The organism is Bacteroides fragilis (assembly GCF_019583405.1).
Taxonomy (GTDB): domain Bacteria; phylum Bacteroidota; class Bacteroidia; order Bacteroidales; family Bacteroidaceae; genus Bacteroides; species Bacteroides fragilis_B.
On the sequence record NZ_SZUU01000001.1, the window covers coordinates 755461 to 772262 of the forward strand.

Genomic DNA, 16802 nt, shown 5'->3' on the forward strand with positions numbered 1-16802 from the left:
GTGGTGAGTTATCCTCCTATCACCCACTCCCCAATATTCCGTTCTTCCTTCTCGAAGGCTACACCCACCTTCACTACTTTCCGCCCGTCCGCCTGATAGGGCAGCAGATATCCCTTTTCATCAATCTGCCTCAAAGCGGCCCCGGCGCTGTCGTTCAGCTTGAACTCAAACACGTAGATGTAGTCCGGTGTCTTCACCACCGCATCGGCACGCCCCCGGGCACTCCGGACCTCCGTCTCCGTAAACTGCCCCATAAGCTGGAAGACGAGGTAGAACACCGTCTGATAATGCCGCTCCGTGCGGTCGCAAACCAGTAATTGCCATACGAACGCTTCTGCAAGGCACTCAACACGCTGAAGGGATTATACATGGAGGTGAATTCCTCGTCTTTGGTGAACCGGTATCCGTCATATTGGCGAGTCAGCCGGTCCATCACCTGCCGGCAGGTCGCATTACTTTTCACTGCCAGGGCTTCCAATTCGGGAGAGAAGGTAGCTTCTATCTCCGCACGGGTCATGCCGCAGAGGGTGTTATAGTCGAGGTCGAAACTGATATCGTTCAGTTGGTTCAGATTACTGAAAATGCCCATTTGCGCGAACTTGGTCACTCCGGTGATGAAGACGAACTGCAACCAAGGGTCGGCATCTTTGAGCACAGTATAGAAAGCGGTCAGCGTCTCCCTGAAATCGTGTTGCAACTCCGGATTGTCGAACGAACGCAGCAAGGGTTTGTCATATTCGTCGATAAGCACCACCACGCGGTGCCCCGTCTGTTCGCAGGCGCGCCGGATGACGGTCATGAAACGTCCGGAGTGCGTAATGCCTTCTCCTCCCGTCCGGTATAACTCTTCCCACTGCCGCAACTGCCGCTCAAGTATATCGACCAGCCCCTCACGACTGTCATACTTCTCCGCATTGAGGCTGAGATGCAGCACGGGATATTGCAGCCACTCTTTTTCCAATTTCTCGATAGCCAATCCGCGGAAGAGTTCCTTCTTACCTTGAAAGTACGCCTCGAAAGAAGAAAGCAACAGGCTCTTGCCAAAGCGGCGGGGACGGTTCAGGAAACAGGGATTGCCCGCTTGAGCCAGTCGGTAAATCAATGCAGTCTTATCTACATAAAGGAAATTTTCGGAGCGCAGTTTCTCAAAACTCTGTATCCCTATCGGGAGTTTTCTAAGCGGGGCATTGATCGGTGTATCCATGGGGCATTGAAGTTAGTCTTTTGAAAATGTACACAATTATTTTTTAGATTCTCACACGTGGTTACAAAAATGTAAGGGATGCCACAATTGTCCCTTCTTTATTATCCTTATACCCATGAATACAAAGATAACATTTTCTTTTGTATTTTACGTATTGTGTCTTAAAAGAATGATTTTGAGTTTAATTCACCACAGATTACACAGATTCTCACAGATTAATAATTTATTTTACTGAGAGTTAAATTAAAATATCTGTGTTAATCTGTGTAATCTGTGGTGAGCCCCAAATACAATCAAGTCAGTGCTGCAATACCGGTTCCTATCAGGTTGGCATTGCTCATGTTATTGATATGAACTTCCACATCTTCCAGTTGGAGTTCGCGAAGAAGTTCCTGCAATTTCTCCATCACAAGAATATTGTAACTTTTATCTTTCCGGCTCTCACTCCAGAAGAGGCTTCCTTCGGCTATCAGACAAATCCGATGAATATCTTTGTTGTATGATTTCAGCAATGCGATCAGTCCGGCAAGGGACGCGGCAACCAGTTGGGCCGATCTGCTATAGATCCAACGAGCCACCTGCACATAAATATCTTTATGGATATCCGGATAGTTCATGATGGCAGTCAGCTTCCGGGCATCGAACTTTTCTTCAAATTCATCCAACGGAAAGGCCGCTTTCAAGATATCCCCTAAATACATGCCGGACACCGCTTTCTCAAAACGCTGTTTGCCCATGCTGTCGGACATTGCATCCACCGTATCATCCACCGCTGTCAAGAATGGCGGATGAAAGTTGCCCGACTCCAGATTGACAGGAATCAAACCCTCTACGCTGTATGCCGGATCCAGTTTCTTTATCTTGTCAGCGGGAATAAAAGTGGCCATATTCGTACCGGTCCCGACAATCAGGCCGATATAGGCGTCGTAACTCTTGTCGGTAAGCCCGGCAAACAAACTGGCGATCGTGTCATTCAGAACTTTGATGCCTGTAAACTTTATTTTATTCTTTTCATTCAGATAGTCGAGTAAAGGTTTCCCCACAAACTGCCCGACCATTTTCCGGATATCCACTCCTTTGGTCCAACGAAGCAGCTTTGCATCTCCTCCGGGCACTGATTCGGCGGGATAAGAAAAACAATAGCCAATAGGCATTTCCTCTTCCCGTTTTATCTCCACAATCAGATCGGCCAGTTCTTTGAACAGTTCTTCGCGCGTATAGCCGGGCGACTTCATGACGGACATGTCTTTCTTCCAGCCATTGTTGGGATAGATGACCGGCTTTTCTTGGGTGAAATCGACAATCGCCACCCGGTAGTTGGTACCTCCCAGATCGAGGACTAAGGCTTTCCCTTTGACGTCGGCCGCCTTGGGCAGAATAAAGGTAGGAATACATTGTATCTCTGCATTTTTTTTACTTAATCCTTCTTCCACTTTCTCCCGGAATGCATAGGCAATTCCTTTGAGTTGTTCGTTGTCCAGTTTGAAAATATTCTTTTCCATGGTGTTGGTTTTATGTATGGATGATCTTTATTTCTGTAAATAACAACTGAGGAGGATTTTTGCTCAAAACCGGGATAAAAACGATTTCACCACAGAGGACACAGAGGACACAGAGTTTTTAATTTTCAGATTTACAGAAAGATCTTAAAAAATCTTCCTCTGTGTCCTCTGTGTCCTCTGTGGTGAAAGAACAGAACAAAACCCATGCAAGCATTCAGTTCCGTTACATAGTAAAAAAGTCTTTCTCGATAAGCAGAGAATATGCTACTTTGCCACGTAAACAAAAACAACAAGAATGAAAGACTTAAATTTTGACTGGCTGCTGAGTGGAAGCTGCCTGCTGTCGGACGTGGCGATGGCGTATTTTACAACTTGTGTTTATCCCCGCTCGGCGGGCAGACAGATGCGTGAGCAGATAGAACGATATCCGGACTTGCATGCCGAACTACTGGAAGCAGGATACAAACGCTCCAATACACTGCTGACACCCCGGCAAATCTGTATCGTGATACAGCATTGGGGAATGCCCGACACGGTGTACCAATGGCTACGCGAACATCCGGAGGATCGGGTCCAAAAACTGTTCGCCGATCGCAAATTCGACTGATATATGTTAATATATCTTTTTGCTTATTATTTATTTATGTGCAGGTCTGCATGTTGGCGGCTTCCGGAACAGCCTCCGTAAACAGCTGACGGACAACGGACTACAAGTCTGAAAGCATGTTGGTATCCGTGTTGGTGATTTAGAGGCTCTGAATGACGGCAACAGAGGGTCTGAAAGGGTGAAAACAAGGCTCGGTTTCACCCCGGTAGAGTGTGCGTAGGACAGCAATAGGGATCGCCGTACACTTTTGCACCAATCTGCACCAATCTGCACCAATCTTTTGCATCCTTGCCCTTCTATGCGTAGCTTTGTCATGCCGTTCGGGAAAGGACGGCACATTCAATAACCTTTAAAACGAAATTCCATGAACGCACCGACCGAAACAATTCTGAAAAAAGGATATATCCTGATTCCCAAATCCATGATCGAAGATTTCTTCAAAACCGGATCGCAAACCGAGGGCTACCTGGAAGCATGGATACAGGTATTGACGCGGGTCAACTACTCCGATACGGAGGTTTGTGTACAAGGCAACCGGATCGTTTGCCGGCGGGGTGAAACCGTATATACCTACAAACAGTGGGAAAAAACACTGGGATGGAGCCGATACCGTACCCGACACTTCTTCGAAACGTTGTTCAAATCCGGAATCATGGAGGCGGTAGAGAATCCCGCCGGAATCACCCTGCTCCGGGTAACAGACTATGACCTCTGGACCGGACATAAAAAAGCCACCACCACCCGGGACAGCAATGCGATGGAAGGCTTTGCCGACTTCTGGGATCTTTATCACCGAGTCACCCAAAAAGATAAGATAAACATAGCCCGTGCCCGGAAAGAATGGAAAAAACTGACAGTAACGGAAAAGAAACTGGCACTGGAAAACATCGAGGAGTATTACACCCACCAAAAGGACATACGCTTCTGTAAACAGGCAGCCACATATCTGGAAGATAAGGCGTTTCTGAACGAATACGAATTTTAGAAGTCACCACGGATTACACGGATTAACACAGATTACAAAGTTATTCTGTTGATATTTAAAATTTAAAAATCTGTGAAAATCCGTGTAATCTGTGGTGAACTATACCCCAAACCATATACCATCTAAACATTATGCTACAACCCCAAGCACCCGAACTCGAGGAAACCATCCTCGGAGCCTGCCTGATTGAAAAAGAAGGCATGGCACTGATTGACGAACTGCTGAAACCGGAAATGTTCTATGTCACCCGTCATCAACTGATTTACGCCACATTGCAGGCAATGTTCCACACCGGTACGAACATCGACATCCTCACCGTCACCGAGGAGCTTCGCAAACGTGGAAAGCTGGACGATGCCGGAGGGCCGTTCTACATCACCCAACTGAGCAGCCGGGTGGCAAGTTCGGCACACCTGGAATATCACGCACGCATCGTTCACCAAAAGTACATCCGAAGGGAAATGATCGTGGGATTCAGCAAACTGCTGACACTCTCCGGTGACGAAACCATCGACCTGACAGACACGTTAGTGGATGGACACAACCTGCTGGACAGGCTGGAAGGGGCATGTGGGCACAACAGGCAGTTGCGCGATATGGACACGCTGATGCAGGCAACCCTGACCGAAGCGGAAGGACGCATGCAGAAAAATAAGGACGGAGTGACCGGAATCCCCACCGGACTGGCCGAACTGGACAAGATGACAGGAGGATGGCAAAACAGCGATCTGATCACCATCGCTGCCCGTCCGGCAGTGGGGAAAACCGCCTTTGCACTCCATCTGGCAAAAGCTGCGGCAACGGCCGGACACCACACGGTGGTGTACAGCCTCGAGATGCAAGCCGAGCGGTTGGGCGACCGCTGGCTCCTGTCGGCAGGAGAAATGGACCCATACCTCTGGCGAAGCGGAAAGCTATCACAGGAAACATGGCTACAGGCCCGGCAAACGGCCGGAGAACTGGCAAGGCTCCCCATCTGCGTAGACGATAACCCGGATATGAGCATGGACCGTGTACGCTCGAGCGCCCGGTTGCTGCAAAGCAAAGGGAAGTGTGACTTTATCATTATCGACTACCTGCAACTGTGTGACATGCGCACCGAACAAACCAACCGGAACCGGGAACAAGAGGTGGCACAGGCAAGCCGTAAAGCAAAACTGCTGGCCAAAGAGCTGCACATCCCGGTCATCTTGCTAAGCCAACTCAACCGTGGCTCCGAAAACAGGGCGTACGGACGTCTGGAATTAGCCGACCTGCGTGAGAGTGGAGCCATAGAACAGGATTCCGACCTGGTGCTCCTCCTCTATCGTCCGGCACTGGCACATCTGGCAACAGACAAACAAAGCGGATATCCGACGGAGGGACTGGGAGTAGCCATCATCGCCAAACACCGCAACGGGGAAACGGGAAACGTATACTTCGGACACAACAAGAGCATGACAAAAATCGGCGACTACGTTCCGCCCATGGAATGGATAAAAAAGAATGCCAGATAGAGGCTCCGTTTTCTTAACCGACACATCGTTATTTTCATCATTTTACTTGACTTTACCTGTTTGATTTCGTATCTTTACGTAGTGATTGAGACAAGAAATTTATTAACCTAAACCTTAACTTTTTATTTATGGAAGTATCTGTAGAGCGCTATCAGCGCAAGAAGTATGTGAGCCAGGAGAGCTCTCCCCTACTGTATTACATTCGTCAAAAGGCCGGAACAGCCAAAATCGTAGATATCGACGCACTGGCGGAAGATATCCAGACCAATTGTGCCCTGACAACGGGCGATGTGAAACACACCATAGAGGCGCTGGTGGAACAGCTGCGAAAGGTGCTGACGCAGGGAAACAAAGTGAAAATAGAAGGACTGGGAACCTTCCACATGACGCTGACCTGCCTGCCGGGCGAAACCGAGAAGGAGTGCACGGTGAAGAATATCAAGCGGGTGAACGTGCGGTTCATACCCGATAAGGCAATGAAGCTGGTGAACGCCAGCCGGAGCATGACCCGAAGCCCGAACAACGTGACGTTTGCCATGGCTTCGGCAGGCGCTCCGGAAGGCGGAGGAAGCGGAGACGGGGGCATTGTGGACGACCCGACGGCATAAATCCGCACCACAGATTACTCAGATTTACACAGATTTAAATTTTAAGTTCGATTGCAGAGAAAATAAATCTTTATCTGTGATAATCTGTGAAATCTGTGGTGAAACAACGAAACTTAATACAGCAAAAACAATGAAGAAAATACAAAAAATACTGGAATGTCTACTGGCATTCCTGATGTTTCTCCGCGGGGGGAACACCGAAAAATAGAACCGGAACTATGAGAGAAATCAATCTGATCGTTATTCACTGCTCCGCAACCAGAGAAGACCGCTGCTTCACGGAGCATGACCTGGAGGAGTGTCACCGAAGACGGGGATTCGAAGGAGCGGGCTATCACTTCTACATACGCAAGGATGGGAAGATCATCACTACCCGACCGGTGGAACGGGCCGGGGCACATGCCAAGGGATTCAACGCACACTCCATAGGCATCTGCTACGAAGGAGGGCTGGACTGCAACGGACGACCCAAAGACACCCGGACAGAATGGCAAAAACATTCAATGCGGGTACTGGTGAGAGTATTGCTGAAGGAGTATCCCGGAAGCAGGGTATGCGGACACAGGGATCTGAGTCCGGACCTGAACGGAAACGGAGAGATAGAACCCGAAGAGTGGATCAAGGCATGCCCGTGCTTTGAGGTGAAAGAGGAAAGCTTTTAAATTCACCACAAACCTCACCACAGAGTACACGGAGTACACAGAGTTTTATTGCTAATGAACGGAGCTCACCACAGATTACACGGATTATCACAGATTGAGAAATAGATAAATCTGTGTTAATCTGTGTAATCTGTGGTGAAGTTTGTGGAATCAGCATGGCACTGACCCCGGTAAACGGTAAACAAAAAAAGGAAGCTGAATCAAATGATTCAACTTCCTTTTTCTTTGAGCGGAAAACGAGACTCGAACTCGCGACCCTAACCTTGGCAAGGTTATGCTCTACCAACTGAGCTATTTCCGCAATGTAGTGCCCAGAACAGGACTCGAACCTGCATGCCTCTCGACACACGCACCTGAAACGTGCGCGTCTACCAATTCCGCCACCTGGGCATTGACTAATCAGGAATCTGCTGTTTAAATGGAGAGGAACAGATAACCGACGTTCTTGTTGAGCGGAAAACGAGACTCGAACTCGCGACCCTAACCTTGGCAAGGTTATGCTCTACCAACTGAGCTATTTCCGCAAAACAACTTTAATAAAGAATGTGAAGAGAAGGAGACTCGAACTCCCACGACAGTAATGTCACTACCCCCTCAAAGTAGCGCGTCTACCAATTCCGCCACCTCTCCAATCTCAATTAAAGCTTTGAACTATTCTCACCTTTTGTGCCCAGAACAGGACTCGAACCTGCATGCCTCTCGACACACGCACCTGAAACGTGCGCGTCTACCAATTCCGCCACCTGGGCAAAAGGTTTCCAACATTTCAAAGAGAGCGGAAAACGAGACTCGAACTCGCGACCCTAACCTTGGCAAGGTTATGCTCTACCAACTGAGCTATTTCCGCATTTGCAACCGTTGTTTCTCGATTGCGGTTGCAAAGGTAGGCATTTTCTTGATATCTGCAAGCATTCGGGATACTTTTTTCTCAGGAAAATGTGCATTTTGTTTTTGCCAAACGACAAATGTTTTGATTATCAACTCATTCTATTGCGATAATCTTCATAGGAAAATTGCTTGAAGATTTCAGCATTTCCACTCGCCGTCCACAAAGCAATGGCAGGATGGTGGATCCCGTTGAACATATTTGTTTTTACCATCGTATAATGTATCATATCTTCAAAAACAATACGTTCGCCGATCTGCAATTCATGATCGAAACTCCAGGAACCCATATAGTCTCCGCTCAGGCAGGAATTACCTCCGAGCCGATAGACAAACGGTCCCTCCTCTCCCATCACCGCCCCGCGAACGGCCGGTTGATAAGGCATTTCCAGACAGTCGGGCATGTGACAGGTAAAGCTGACGTTAAGAATGGCGGTACGGATACCACGGCTCTCGACAATATCTACCACCTCGGAAGTCAGTACCCCGGTTTGCCAGGTGAAAGCCGAACCGGGCTCAAGGATGATGCGCAAATGCGGATAACGTTTCTTTAAGCCCTGCAACAAGCCTATCAGGTGCCCGGTATCATAATCTTTACGGGTCATCAGATGTCCGCCTCCCAGGTTGAGCCACTTTATCTGAGAGAACCACGGGGAGAACTTCTCTTCAAGATGTTGCAAAGTACGCTCGAGTTCAAACGAAGATGATTCACAATGGCAATGGCAATGAAAACCCTCGATCCCCTGCGGCAACCTTTCGGGCAGCAGATCGGCAGTGATGCCGAAACGGGTGCCGGGAGCGCACGGATTATAGAGTTCGGTCTCCACTTCGGAATATTCGGGATTGATGCGAATGCCGCAAGAAATGTCACTGCCTCCGGCCACGGTCATCGGGTAGAACCGGTGGAACTGCGCCATGGAATTGAACGTGATATGACTGCTGCAACGCATGATTTCCGGAAAGTCGGCTTCGGTATAAGCCGGAGAATAAGTGTGTGCCTTACTGCCGAACTCTTCGAGTGCCAGGCGCGCCTCGTAGACGGAGCTTGCCGTGGAATGTCCGATGTATTCCCTGAAAATAGGGAATGAACGCCACATGGCAAAAGACTTGAAAGCAAGGATGATTTCAACTCCGGCCCGGTCGGCCACACTCTTTATCAGACTGAGGTTCTTTCTCAGCAATTCTTCCTCCATGATATAGCACGGAGAGGGAAATTGGGTAAAATCTATCATAGTCAACTACAAGGTTCACCACAGAGGACACAGAGGACACGGAGTTTTTATTTTCCAGGTTTATAGAAAGATCTTAAATTCTTCCTCTGTGAACTCTGTGTTACTCTGTGGTGAATAATTATTCTATTACTTTAAATCTCGCAAAACGCAGCAGCAACTGTTTATCGCCCGCATTACGGAAATGGATCGTCGCTTTGGCATTGTCGCCCGAACCTTCGACACGAATCACCTGGCCTATGCCGAAACGCTCGTGTTCAATGGTCTGCCCGGGTTGTACACCTGTAATGCCGGCTCCGGGAGCTGCCGATGGGGATACCGTGGTACCGCTCACCCTCTTCAAGTTACGGGGGACGGTCGGGGCAATGATCTGCTCCTTCGGACGTTCACGCTGCGGACGGTCGGCAGACGGACGGGCAGAAAAACGCTCGGCAGACGGACGGCGGGAGTATCCCTCCTCCATTTCGCGGCGGAAACGGCCGGCTCCTTCGTCAACGCTACGGCCTAAAGCTGCCTCCTGCGGAAGTTGCAGGAAGCGGGTGTCGATATCCCTCAGGAACCGACTGGGACTGCCGAACTCCATCTTTCCGTAACGGAAACGGGTTTTGGCAAACGAGAGGAAACAGTGTTCCTCGGCACGGGTGATGGCGACGTAGAACAGGCGACGTTCTTCTTCCATCGCGCGCGGTGAATCGCCCGCCATGCCACTGGGGAAGAGATTCTCTTCCAACCCTACCACAAATACATTGCGGAACTCCAGCCCTTTGGCAGAATGCACCGTCATCAAAGTCACCTTCTCACCATCTCCCTCCTTATCGGAATCCTGATCGGTGAGCAGGGATACTTCGGAGAGAAAGTCGATCAGTGAAACATTTGTGTTCCCCTCTTCCTGACGCATGGCACAGAAATCATTCATACCGTTCACCAGTTCCTCGATGTTCTCTTTGCGGCTCAGGTTTTCGGGCGAATTGTCCTGACAGACGTCATTGATAATGCCGGACTGGCGGATGATTGCCGTACCTATTTCATAGGCATTCTTCTCCGCCACCTCGGTCATGAACTGTTCGATCAGTTCACGAAAGCCTTGCAACTTGGTGTGTGTATTTTTATTAATAGTAAGTCCGTAAGTGATAGGTTCGCACAGCACAGTCCACAGGCTGACATTGTTGTCGGTGGCGGCTTTGATAATCTTCCCCACCGTAGTATCACCGATGCCGCGTGCCGGATAATTGATAATCCGCTTGAACGCCTCTTCATCGTTGGGATTGACCACCAGACGGAAATAAGCTATAATGTCTTTTATTTCCTTACGCTGATAGAAAGAGAGGCCGCCGTAAATCTTATAAGGCATGCTCCGCTTACGCAAGGCCTCCTCGAAGACACGGCTTTGGGCATTGGTGCGGTAAAGGATCGCAAAATCAGAATAGCCATAATCGTGTTCGCGACGCAGCTGGGCGATTTTATTGGTCACGATATCGCCCTCTTCCACATCACTGTAGGCTTGAAATACACCGATGGCTTCCCCCCGTTCTTTCTCGGAGAAAACCTCTTTGGGGATCTGCCGCTCGTTCTTTTCGATCAGGCTGTTGGCTGCACGGACGATGGTCTGGGTAGAACGATAATTCTGCTCCAGCTTGAAGACTTTTGTGTCGGGATATATCTTGGTGAAATACAAAATATTGTCGATGTCGGCTCCCCGGAAAGAGTAGATGCTCTGAGCATCGTCACCCACCACACAAACACGCTGATTCTCCTTAGTGAGCTGCAACACAATGCTGTGCTGCGCATAGTTGGTGTCCTGATACTCGTCGACAAGCACATAACGGAACTGCTCACGATAGCGCGCCAGCACTTCGGGAAAATCGCGGAAAAGAATATAGGTATAGACCAGCAAATCATCGAAATCCATTGCTCCGGCTTGTCGGCAACGCTCCCAGTAACGGCTGTAAATGTCGCGTATGGCAGGCATCTTGGCCGCAGCATCTGCCTCGTAAGCCTCCTTGTTGGCAGCATAGCCCGAAGGAGACACCAAATGGTTCTTGGCATTGGAAATGCGAGCCTGCACACTGCCGGGTTTATAGGTCTTTTCGTCAAGCCCCATCTCCTTGATGATGGAACGGAGCAGGCTCTTGCTGTCCGCCGAGTCGTAGATGGTGAACTGTGACGTAAACCCGATGTGGGATGCCTCGGCACGAAGAATACGGGAGAACACCGAATGGAATGTACCCATCCAGAGATACCGTGCACGCTGTTCGCCCACCTGCCGGGCAATGCGCTCTTTCATCTCACGGGCGGCTTTGTTGGTAAAAGTCAGTGCCAGGATGTTCCAGGGATTGTAACCGTTCTCGAGCAGATAGGCTATCTTATAAGTAAGTACGCGTGTCTTTCCGGAACCGGCACCGGCAATGACCAGTGAAGGACCCTCACCGTAGAGCACCGCTGCACGCTGGCTTTCATTAAGTTCTTCGATATAGTCGGGCATAAAATTTATCTGTTAAATCTCTATTCACTGGCAAAGATAGAGGAAAGTTTGGACAACTCCGAACATTTAGGCCCTATATCCCGTTATATATTTATAGAAACGAAATAAAAGATTTGAATTTATGAATACATTATTAATGTCTTTAATATTTACAACCATGACTTACGAAATGCCTAAACTTCCGTACGCAAACAATGCGCTGGAACCTGTAATCAGTCAGCAGACCATTGATTACCATTATGGTAAACATCTTCAAACATATGTAAACAATCTCAATAGCCTCGTTCCGGGCACCGAATTTGAAGGGAAAACAGTAGAAGCCATCGTAGCTTCAGCTCCCGACGGAGCCATCTTCAACAATGCCGGACAGGTGCTGAACCATACTCTGTACTTCCTGCAATTTGCGCCGAAACCGGCAAAGAACGAACCAACGGGCAAGTTGGGAGAAGCCATCAAACGTGACTTCGGCAGCTTTGAAAACTTCAAGAAAGAGTTCAATGCAGCCTCTGTAGGATTGTTCGGTTCGGGATGGGCCTGGCTGTCTGTTGACAAAGACGGAAAGCTGCACATCACCAAAGAACCCAACGGAAGCAATCCGGTACGTGCGGGACTGAAGCCGTTACTGGGATTTGACGTATGGGAACATGCTTATTATCTCGACTATCAGAACCGTCGTGCCGACCATGTAAACAAACTGTGGGAGATCATCGACTGGGATGTCGTAGAAAAACGACTGTAATTCAAAAGTATTCACCACAGAGGACGCAGAGGACACAGAGTTTCAAATTCGGGAAAAGAACGAATTTGGCTCTGATGTCCTCTGCATCTTTTTGTTTCCTCCGCACCCTCTGCCTACTCTGTGGTGAAATAATCCCCGATTTACTTTCTTCTTATTTTCTTTTTCACTTACTTTGCCTCCGTAAAGACAAAGGGGTGCCACCCGGTGGCTGAGATTATACCCTAAGAACCTGATGCAGTTAGTACTGCCGAAGGGATTGTGTATTTCTTCCGTTTTTTCTTCTTCCGCACGCACCCTCTTTGTATTTACTTTCATTTATCCCAAAACACACCTATACGAATATGAAAGTACAAGTGAACAACAAAGAAGTGGAAACAGCTGCAAGCACACTGGCCCAGCTTGCCACCCAACTGCAACTTCCCGAAAACGGCGTAGCCATCGCCGTCAACAACCGCATGATACCGCGTCCGCAATGGGACGGATTCGGGCTGCAAGAGAATGATAACCTGATTGTGATTAAAGCAGCCTGCGGAGGATAGCCTATGTTAAGCCTACAATTTATCACCCATCAAACAGAAAATTACTCCTATCTGGAATCGGCGCGCATGGCCCTCGAAGGGGGCTGTAAATGGATCCAACTGCGCATGAAAGAGGCATCGCCGGAAGAGGTGGAGGCAGTGGCACTGCAACTGAAACCTCTCTGTAAAGCTAAAGAAGCGATCCTGATTCTCGACGACCACGTAGAGCTGGCCAAAAAGCTGGAAGTGGACGGAGTGCATCTGGGCAAAAAAGACATGCCCATCAGCGAAGCCCGGCAAATACTGGGCGAAGCATTCATCATTGGCGGAACGGCCAACACCTTTGAAGACGTAAAGCTGCATCATGCCGCCGGAGCCGACTATCTGGGCATAGGTCCTTTCCGGTTTACCACTACCAAGAAAAATCTGAGCCCGGTACTGGGACTCGAAGGCTACACCTCCATACTGGCACAGATGAACGAGGCCGGTATCCGGATACCGGTAGTAGCCATCGGAGGGATCGTGGCGGAAGACATTCCGGCCATTATGGAAACGGGGGTGAACGGCATCGCCCTCTCCGGAGCGATCCTGCAAGCACCGGACCCGGTAGAAGAAACAAAAAGAATTCTAAACATATAAGGAAATGAACTGAATTCACCACAGATTACACAGATTAACACAGATGTCTTAATCTAATTTCCAATGAAATAAATTATCAATCTGTGAAAATCCGTGTAATCTGTGGTGAAATGAACTCAAAACAAGATCAGAAATGGAAAAGTTAATCATTGCGGGACGCGAATTCAACTCCCGCCTCTTCCTGGGAACAGGTAAATTCAGCTCAAATGAATGGATGAAACAGTCGATACTGGCATCGGGCACCGAAATGGTGACAGTGGCCATGAAGCGTGTCGACATGGAGAACACAGAAGACGACATGCTGAAACATATTGTACATCCGCACATTCAGTTGCTTCCCAACACATCGGGCGTACGCAACGCAGAGGAAGCGGTATTTGCCGCACAAATGGCACGCGAGGCTTTCGGAACCAACTGGCTGAAACTGGAGATTCATCCTGACCCGCGCTATCTGCTGCCCGACTCGGTGGAGACCCTGAAAGCGACCGAAGAACTGGTGAAACTCGGATTCGTCGTGCTACCCTATTGCCAGGCAGATCCGGTGCTCTGCAAACAACTGGAAGAAGCGGGAGCCGCCACGGTAATGCCGCTCGGAGCGCCTATCGGGACCAATAAAGGACTGCAAACCAAGGAGTTTCTGCAAATCATTATCGAACAGGCCGGCATTCCGGTAGTGGTGGACGCCGGAATCGGAGCACCGAGCCATGCGGCGGAAGCTATGGAAATGGGCGCGTCGGCATGCCTGGTAAACACAGCCATCGCCGTAGCCGGCAACCCGATAGAAATGGCAAAAGCCTTCAAGCAGGCAGTAGAAGCCGGACGGACGGCATATGAGGCCGGACTGGGTATGCAGGCCGTAGGGTTTGTGGCTGAAGCAAGTTCACCACTGACGGCATTTTTAAACGAATAAAACAATAACCTCGCCTCCGGCCCCTCTCCTGTCGATCACTCTTCGGGAAAAGAATACGGGGCTGAGAGATCCTAATAACGAATTTATGGAACAAAGAATAAAATTTCCCCGCTCTGAGAAGGTATATCTGTCCGGCAAGCTATTCCCCGAAATCCGTGTAGGTATGCGAAAAGTAGAGCAAGTGCCCAGCACTACTTTCGAAGGAGAAAAGAAGGTGATCACTCCCAATCCGCATGTGTACATCTACGATACCAGCGGTCCTTTCAGTGACCCCGACATAGAAATCGACCTGAAAAAAGGCCTCCCGCGCCTGCGTGAAGAATGGATACTGAACAGAGGAGACGTGGAACAATTGCCCGAGATCAGTTCGGAATACGGACGCATGCGGCGGGATGACGGGAGCCTCGACCACCTCCGTTTTGAACATATCGCACTGCCCTACCGGGCCAAGGCCAGCCGGCATATCACCCAGATGGCGTATGCCAAACAGGGCATTGTCACTCCCGAAATGGAATATGTGGCTATCCGTGAGAATATGAACTGCGAAGAGTTGGGCATCGAGACCCACATCACCCCCGAATTCGTACGTCAGGAAATAGCCGAAGGACGGGCGGTGCTGCCTGCCAACATTAACCACCCCGAAGCCGAACCTATGATTATAGGCCGCAACTTCCTGGTGAAAATTAATACCAACATCGGCAACTCCGCCACTACCTCGAGCATAGACGAAGAGGTGGAGAAAGCGATGTGGAGCTGTAAATGGGGAGGAGACACACTGATGGATCTTTCGACCGGAGAGAACATACACGAAACGCGGGAATGGATCATCCGGAACTGTCCCGTTCCGGTGGGGACCGTACCTATCTACCAAGCTCTGGAGAAAGTAAACGGAAAGGTAGAAGACCTGACCTGGGAACTGTATCGCGACACGCTGATCGAGCAGTGTGAGCAGGGAGTAGACTACTTCACCATCCATGCGGGCATCCGCCGGCATAATGTGCACCTGGCGGAAAAGCGCCTCTGCGGCATCGTATCCCGCGGTGGAAGTATCATGAGCAAATGGTGCCTGGTACACGATCGGGAAAGCTTCCTTTACGAACACTTCGATGACATCTGCGACATCCTGGCACAATACGATGTCGCAATATCACTCGGCGACGGCTTACGGCCCGGATCGACCCACGATGCCAATGACGAAGCGCAATTTGCCGAACTCGACACAATGGGCGAACTGGTGGTGCGCGCCTGGGAGAAAAACGTACAGGCATTTATCGAAGGGCCGGGACATGTGCCGATGCACAAGATACGCGAAAACATGGAACGCCAGATTGAAAAATGCCACAATGCCCCGTTCTATACGCTCGGCCCGCTGGTGACGGACATCGCTCCGGGATACGACCACATCACTTCGGCTATCGGAGCAGCACAAATAGGATGGCTGGGAACAGCTATGCTATGCTATGTGACCCCTAAAGAGCACCTCGCCCTACCCGATAAAGAAGATGTACGCGTGGGAGTAATCACTTATAAAATAGCCGCCCATGCGGCCGATCTGGCCAAGGGACATCCGGGGGCACAGGTACGCGACAACGCACTGAGCAAAGCACGGTACGAATTCCGGTGGAAAGACCAGTTCGACCTATCACTCGATCCGGAACGTGCATTCTCTTACTTCCATGCCGGACGACATACCGACGGAGAGTATTGCACCATGTGCGGACCGAATTTCTGCGCGATGCGACTGAGCCGCGATCTGAAGAAAACTCAAAAACAAAAATAGGATGACTGTAACGAAAAGGACAGCGGAATACCGGAAAGTACTCGATGTGCCTATCTCCCAACTGGAGACAGACCGGATTGTAAAAGAAATCCTGGATCGACCGGAGAACTTCGACAACATTTACCGGCTGACGTCGGACGATAAATTATTGGTGTCCTGGCGGGCCTTATGGATATGCGACAAACTGTGCAGGCAGAAACCGGAGTGGCTAATTCCTTTTAGGGAAGAGCTGACCGGAAGGTTGATGTCCTGCGGGCACGATGGTTCAAAACGACTGCTTCTTTCCATACTCTACCATACACCCGCAACGAAGGTGCCATCCGTGGCTCTGCTCAACTTCTGCCTGGACGCCATGCTGTCGCCCCAAGAGAGCATCGGCGTGCAATCGCTCGCCATCCGAATGGCTTACCGCCTGTGCGAGCCCGAGCCGGAGTTGCTGTATGAGCTGCGTACCATACTGGAGAGTATAGAAACGGAAATGTATTCGACCGCCGTAAAATCGGCTGTACGGAACACATTGAAGAAGATTAACCAGAAGAATAAAAAGAAAAAATAA

General features: G+C 49.6%; 14 protein-coding genes, 6 tRNA genes, 1 pseudogene and 1 riboswitch. Of the genes and pseudogenes, 11 read left to right on the forward strand and 10 right to left on the reverse strand.

Annotation, left to right across the window (positions count from 1 at the left end; genetic code table 11):
* Positions 1-8: 8 nt before the first annotated feature.
* Both FDF36_RS03215 and FDF36_RS03220 read right to left on the reverse strand, forming a co-directional pair.
* Positions 9-1204: pseudogene (locus FDF36_RS03215) on the reverse strand (ATP-binding protein).
* A 293-nt stretch (positions 1205-1497) separates the two neighbouring features.
* Positions 1498-2706: a hexokinase family protein gene (locus FDF36_RS03220; protein WP_005778023.1), complete on the reverse strand. Its 1209-nt coding sequence runs from the start codon at positions 2704-2706 to the stop codon at positions 1498-1500.
* 295 nt (positions 2707-3001) lie between these two features.
* Here FDF36_RS03220 and FDF36_RS03225 point away from each other — a divergent pair, with 295 nt between their 5' ends.
* From FDF36_RS03225 to FDF36_RS03245, 5 genes are all read left to right on the forward strand, one after another.
* A complete protein-coding gene (locus tag FDF36_RS03225; RefSeq protein WP_005778027.1) occupies positions 3002-3313 on the forward strand; it encodes a DUF4248 domain-containing protein in 312 nt (103 codons plus the stop codon).
* A 364-nt stretch (positions 3314-3677) separates the two neighbouring features.
* A complete protein-coding gene (locus FDF36_RS03230; RefSeq protein ID WP_220390309.1) occupies positions 3678-4298 on the forward strand; it encodes a hypothetical protein in 621 nt (206 codons plus the stop codon).
* 131 nt (positions 4299-4429) lie between these two features.
* A complete protein-coding gene (gene dnaB / locus FDF36_RS03235; protein WP_220390310.1) occupies positions 4430-5794 on the forward strand; it encodes a replicative DNA helicase in 1365 nt (454 codons plus the stop codon).
* 128 nt (positions 5795-5922) lie between these two features.
* A complete protein-coding gene (locus FDF36_RS03240; protein WP_220390311.1) occupies positions 5923-6402 on the forward strand; it encodes an HU family DNA-binding protein in 480 nt (159 codons plus the stop codon).
* A gap of 218 nt (positions 6403-6620) precedes the next feature.
* A complete protein-coding gene (locus FDF36_RS03245; RefSeq protein WP_032539239.1) occupies positions 6621-7064 on the forward strand; it encodes an N-acetylmuramoyl-L-alanine amidase in 444 nt (147 codons plus the stop codon).
* A gap of 228 nt (positions 7065-7292) precedes the next feature.
* Here the strand turns inward: FDF36_RS03245 and FDF36_RS03250 are convergent.
* From FDF36_RS03250 to FDF36_RS03285, 8 genes are all read right to left on the reverse strand, one after another.
* A tRNA-Gly gene (locus tag FDF36_RS03250) sits at positions 7293-7365 on the reverse strand.
* Between the two features lie 7 nt (positions 7366-7372).
* A tRNA-Leu gene (locus tag FDF36_RS03255) sits at positions 7373-7454 on the reverse strand.
* 61 nt (positions 7455-7515) lie between these two features.
* A tRNA-Gly gene (locus FDF36_RS03260) sits at positions 7516-7588 on the reverse strand.
* Between the two features lie 22 nt (positions 7589-7610).
* Positions 7611-7694 (reverse strand) — tRNA-Leu (locus FDF36_RS03265).
* A gap of 37 nt (positions 7695-7731) precedes the next feature.
* Positions 7732-7813, reverse strand: a tRNA-Leu gene (locus FDF36_RS03270).
* Positions 7814-7838: 25 nt separating this feature from the next.
* A tRNA-Gly gene (locus FDF36_RS03275) sits at positions 7839-7911 on the reverse strand.
* Between the two features lie 130 nt (positions 7912-8041).
* On the reverse strand, positions 8042-9181 hold the full coding sequence (gene nspC, locus FDF36_RS03280) for a carboxynorspermidine decarboxylase (RefSeq protein ID WP_032536722.1): 1140 nt from the start codon (positions 9179-9181) through the stop codon (positions 8042-8044).
* A gap of 118 nt (positions 9182-9299) precedes the next feature.
* Positions 9300-11660 carry an ATP-dependent helicase gene (locus tag FDF36_RS03285; protein ID WP_220390312.1) on the reverse strand — a complete coding sequence of 787 codons (2361 nt, stop codon included), beginning with the start codon at positions 11658-11660 and terminating at the stop codon, positions 9300-9302.
* A 121-nt stretch (positions 11661-11781) separates the two neighbouring features.
* Here FDF36_RS03285 and FDF36_RS03290 point away from each other — a divergent pair, with 121 nt between their 5' ends.
* The 6 genes from FDF36_RS03290 to FDF36_RS03315 all read left to right on the forward strand — a co-directional run bounded on the left by FDF36_RS03290 (position 11782) and on the right by FDF36_RS03315 (position 16802).
* Positions 11782-12399 (forward strand): superoxide dismutase, encoded by a 618-nt coding sequence (locus FDF36_RS03290; protein ID WP_220390313.1) that lies wholly within the window; start codon positions 11782-11784, stop codon positions 12397-12399.
* A 180-nt stretch (positions 12400-12579) separates the two neighbouring features.
* A riboswitch (TPP riboswitch) is annotated at positions 12580-12672 on the forward strand.
* 68 nt (positions 12673-12740) lie between these two features.
* Positions 12741-12938 carry a sulfur carrier protein ThiS gene (gene thiS / locus FDF36_RS03295; RefSeq protein ID WP_005815690.1) on the forward strand — a complete coding sequence of 66 codons (198 nt, stop codon included), beginning with the start codon at positions 12741-12743 and terminating at the stop codon, positions 12936-12938.
* A gap of 3 nt (positions 12939-12941) precedes the next feature.
* Positions 12942-13556 (forward strand): thiamine phosphate synthase, encoded by a 615-nt coding sequence (locus FDF36_RS03300; RefSeq protein ID WP_032575593.1) that lies wholly within the window; start codon positions 12942-12944, stop codon positions 13554-13556.
* Positions 13557-13689: 133 nt separating this feature from the next.
* A complete protein-coding gene (locus tag FDF36_RS03305; protein ID WP_220390314.1) occupies positions 13690-14466 on the forward strand; it encodes a thiazole synthase in 777 nt (258 codons plus the stop codon).
* An 85-nt stretch (positions 14467-14551) separates the two neighbouring features.
* The gene (gene thiC / locus FDF36_RS03310; protein WP_220390315.1) at positions 14552-16246 is read left to right on the forward strand and encodes a phosphomethylpyrimidine synthase ThiC; all 1695 of its coding nucleotides are present in this window, start codon (positions 14552-14554) and stop codon (positions 16244-16246) included.
* 1 nt (position 16247) lies between these two features.
* The gene (locus FDF36_RS03315) at positions 16248-16802 is read left to right on the forward strand and encodes a hypothetical protein (protein ID WP_220390316.1); all 555 of its coding nucleotides are present in this window, start codon (positions 16248-16250) and stop codon (positions 16800-16802) included.

Excerpts from the sequence above, each read along its gene's own strand:
- FDF36_RS03220 (WP_005778023.1), bottom strand. The coding sequence starts at position 2,706 with ATGGAAAAGAATATTTTCAAACTGGACAACGAACAACTCAAAGGAATT.
- FDF36_RS03225 (WP_005778027.1), top strand. The coding sequence starts at position 3,002 with ATGAAAGACTTAAATTTTGACTGGCTGCTGAGTGGAAGCTGCCTGCTG.
- FDF36_RS03230 (WP_220390309.1), top strand. The coding sequence starts at position 3,678 with ATGAACGCACCGACCGAAACAATTCTGAAAAAAGGATATATCCTGATT.
- dnaB (WP_220390310.1), top strand. The coding sequence starts at position 4,430 with ATGCTACAACCCCAAGCACCCGAACTCGAGGAAACCATCCTCGGAGCC.
- FDF36_RS03240 (WP_220390311.1), top strand. The coding sequence starts at position 5,923 with ATGGAAGTATCTGTAGAGCGCTATCAGCGCAAGAAGTATGTGAGCCAG.
- FDF36_RS03245 (WP_032539239.1), top strand. The coding sequence starts at position 6,621 with ATGAGAGAAATCAATCTGATCGTTATTCACTGCTCCGCAACCAGAGAA.
- nspC (WP_032536722.1), bottom strand. The coding sequence starts at position 9,181 with ATGATAGATTTTACCCAATTTCCCTCTCCGTGCTATATCATGGAGGAA.
- FDF36_RS03285 (WP_220390312.1), bottom strand. The coding sequence starts at position 11,660 with ATGCCCGACTATATCGAAGAACTTAATGAAAGCCAGCGTGCAGCGGTG.
- FDF36_RS03290 (WP_220390313.1), top strand. The coding sequence starts at position 11,782 with ATGAATACATTATTAATGTCTTTAATATTTACAACCATGACTTACGAA.
- thiS (WP_005815690.1), top strand. The coding sequence starts at position 12,741 with ATGAAAGTACAAGTGAACAACAAAGAAGTGGAAACAGCTGCAAGCACA.
- FDF36_RS03300 (WP_032575593.1), top strand. The coding sequence starts at position 12,942 with ATGTTAAGCCTACAATTTATCACCCATCAAACAGAAAATTACTCCTAT.
- FDF36_RS03305 (WP_220390314.1), top strand. The coding sequence starts at position 13,690 with ATGGAAAAGTTAATCATTGCGGGACGCGAATTCAACTCCCGCCTCTTC.
- thiC (WP_220390315.1), top strand. The coding sequence starts at position 14,552 with ATGGAACAAAGAATAAAATTTCCCCGCTCTGAGAAGGTATATCTGTCC.
- FDF36_RS03315 (WP_220390316.1), top strand. The coding sequence starts at position 16,248 with ATGACTGTAACGAAAAGGACAGCGGAATACCGGAAAGTACTCGATGTG.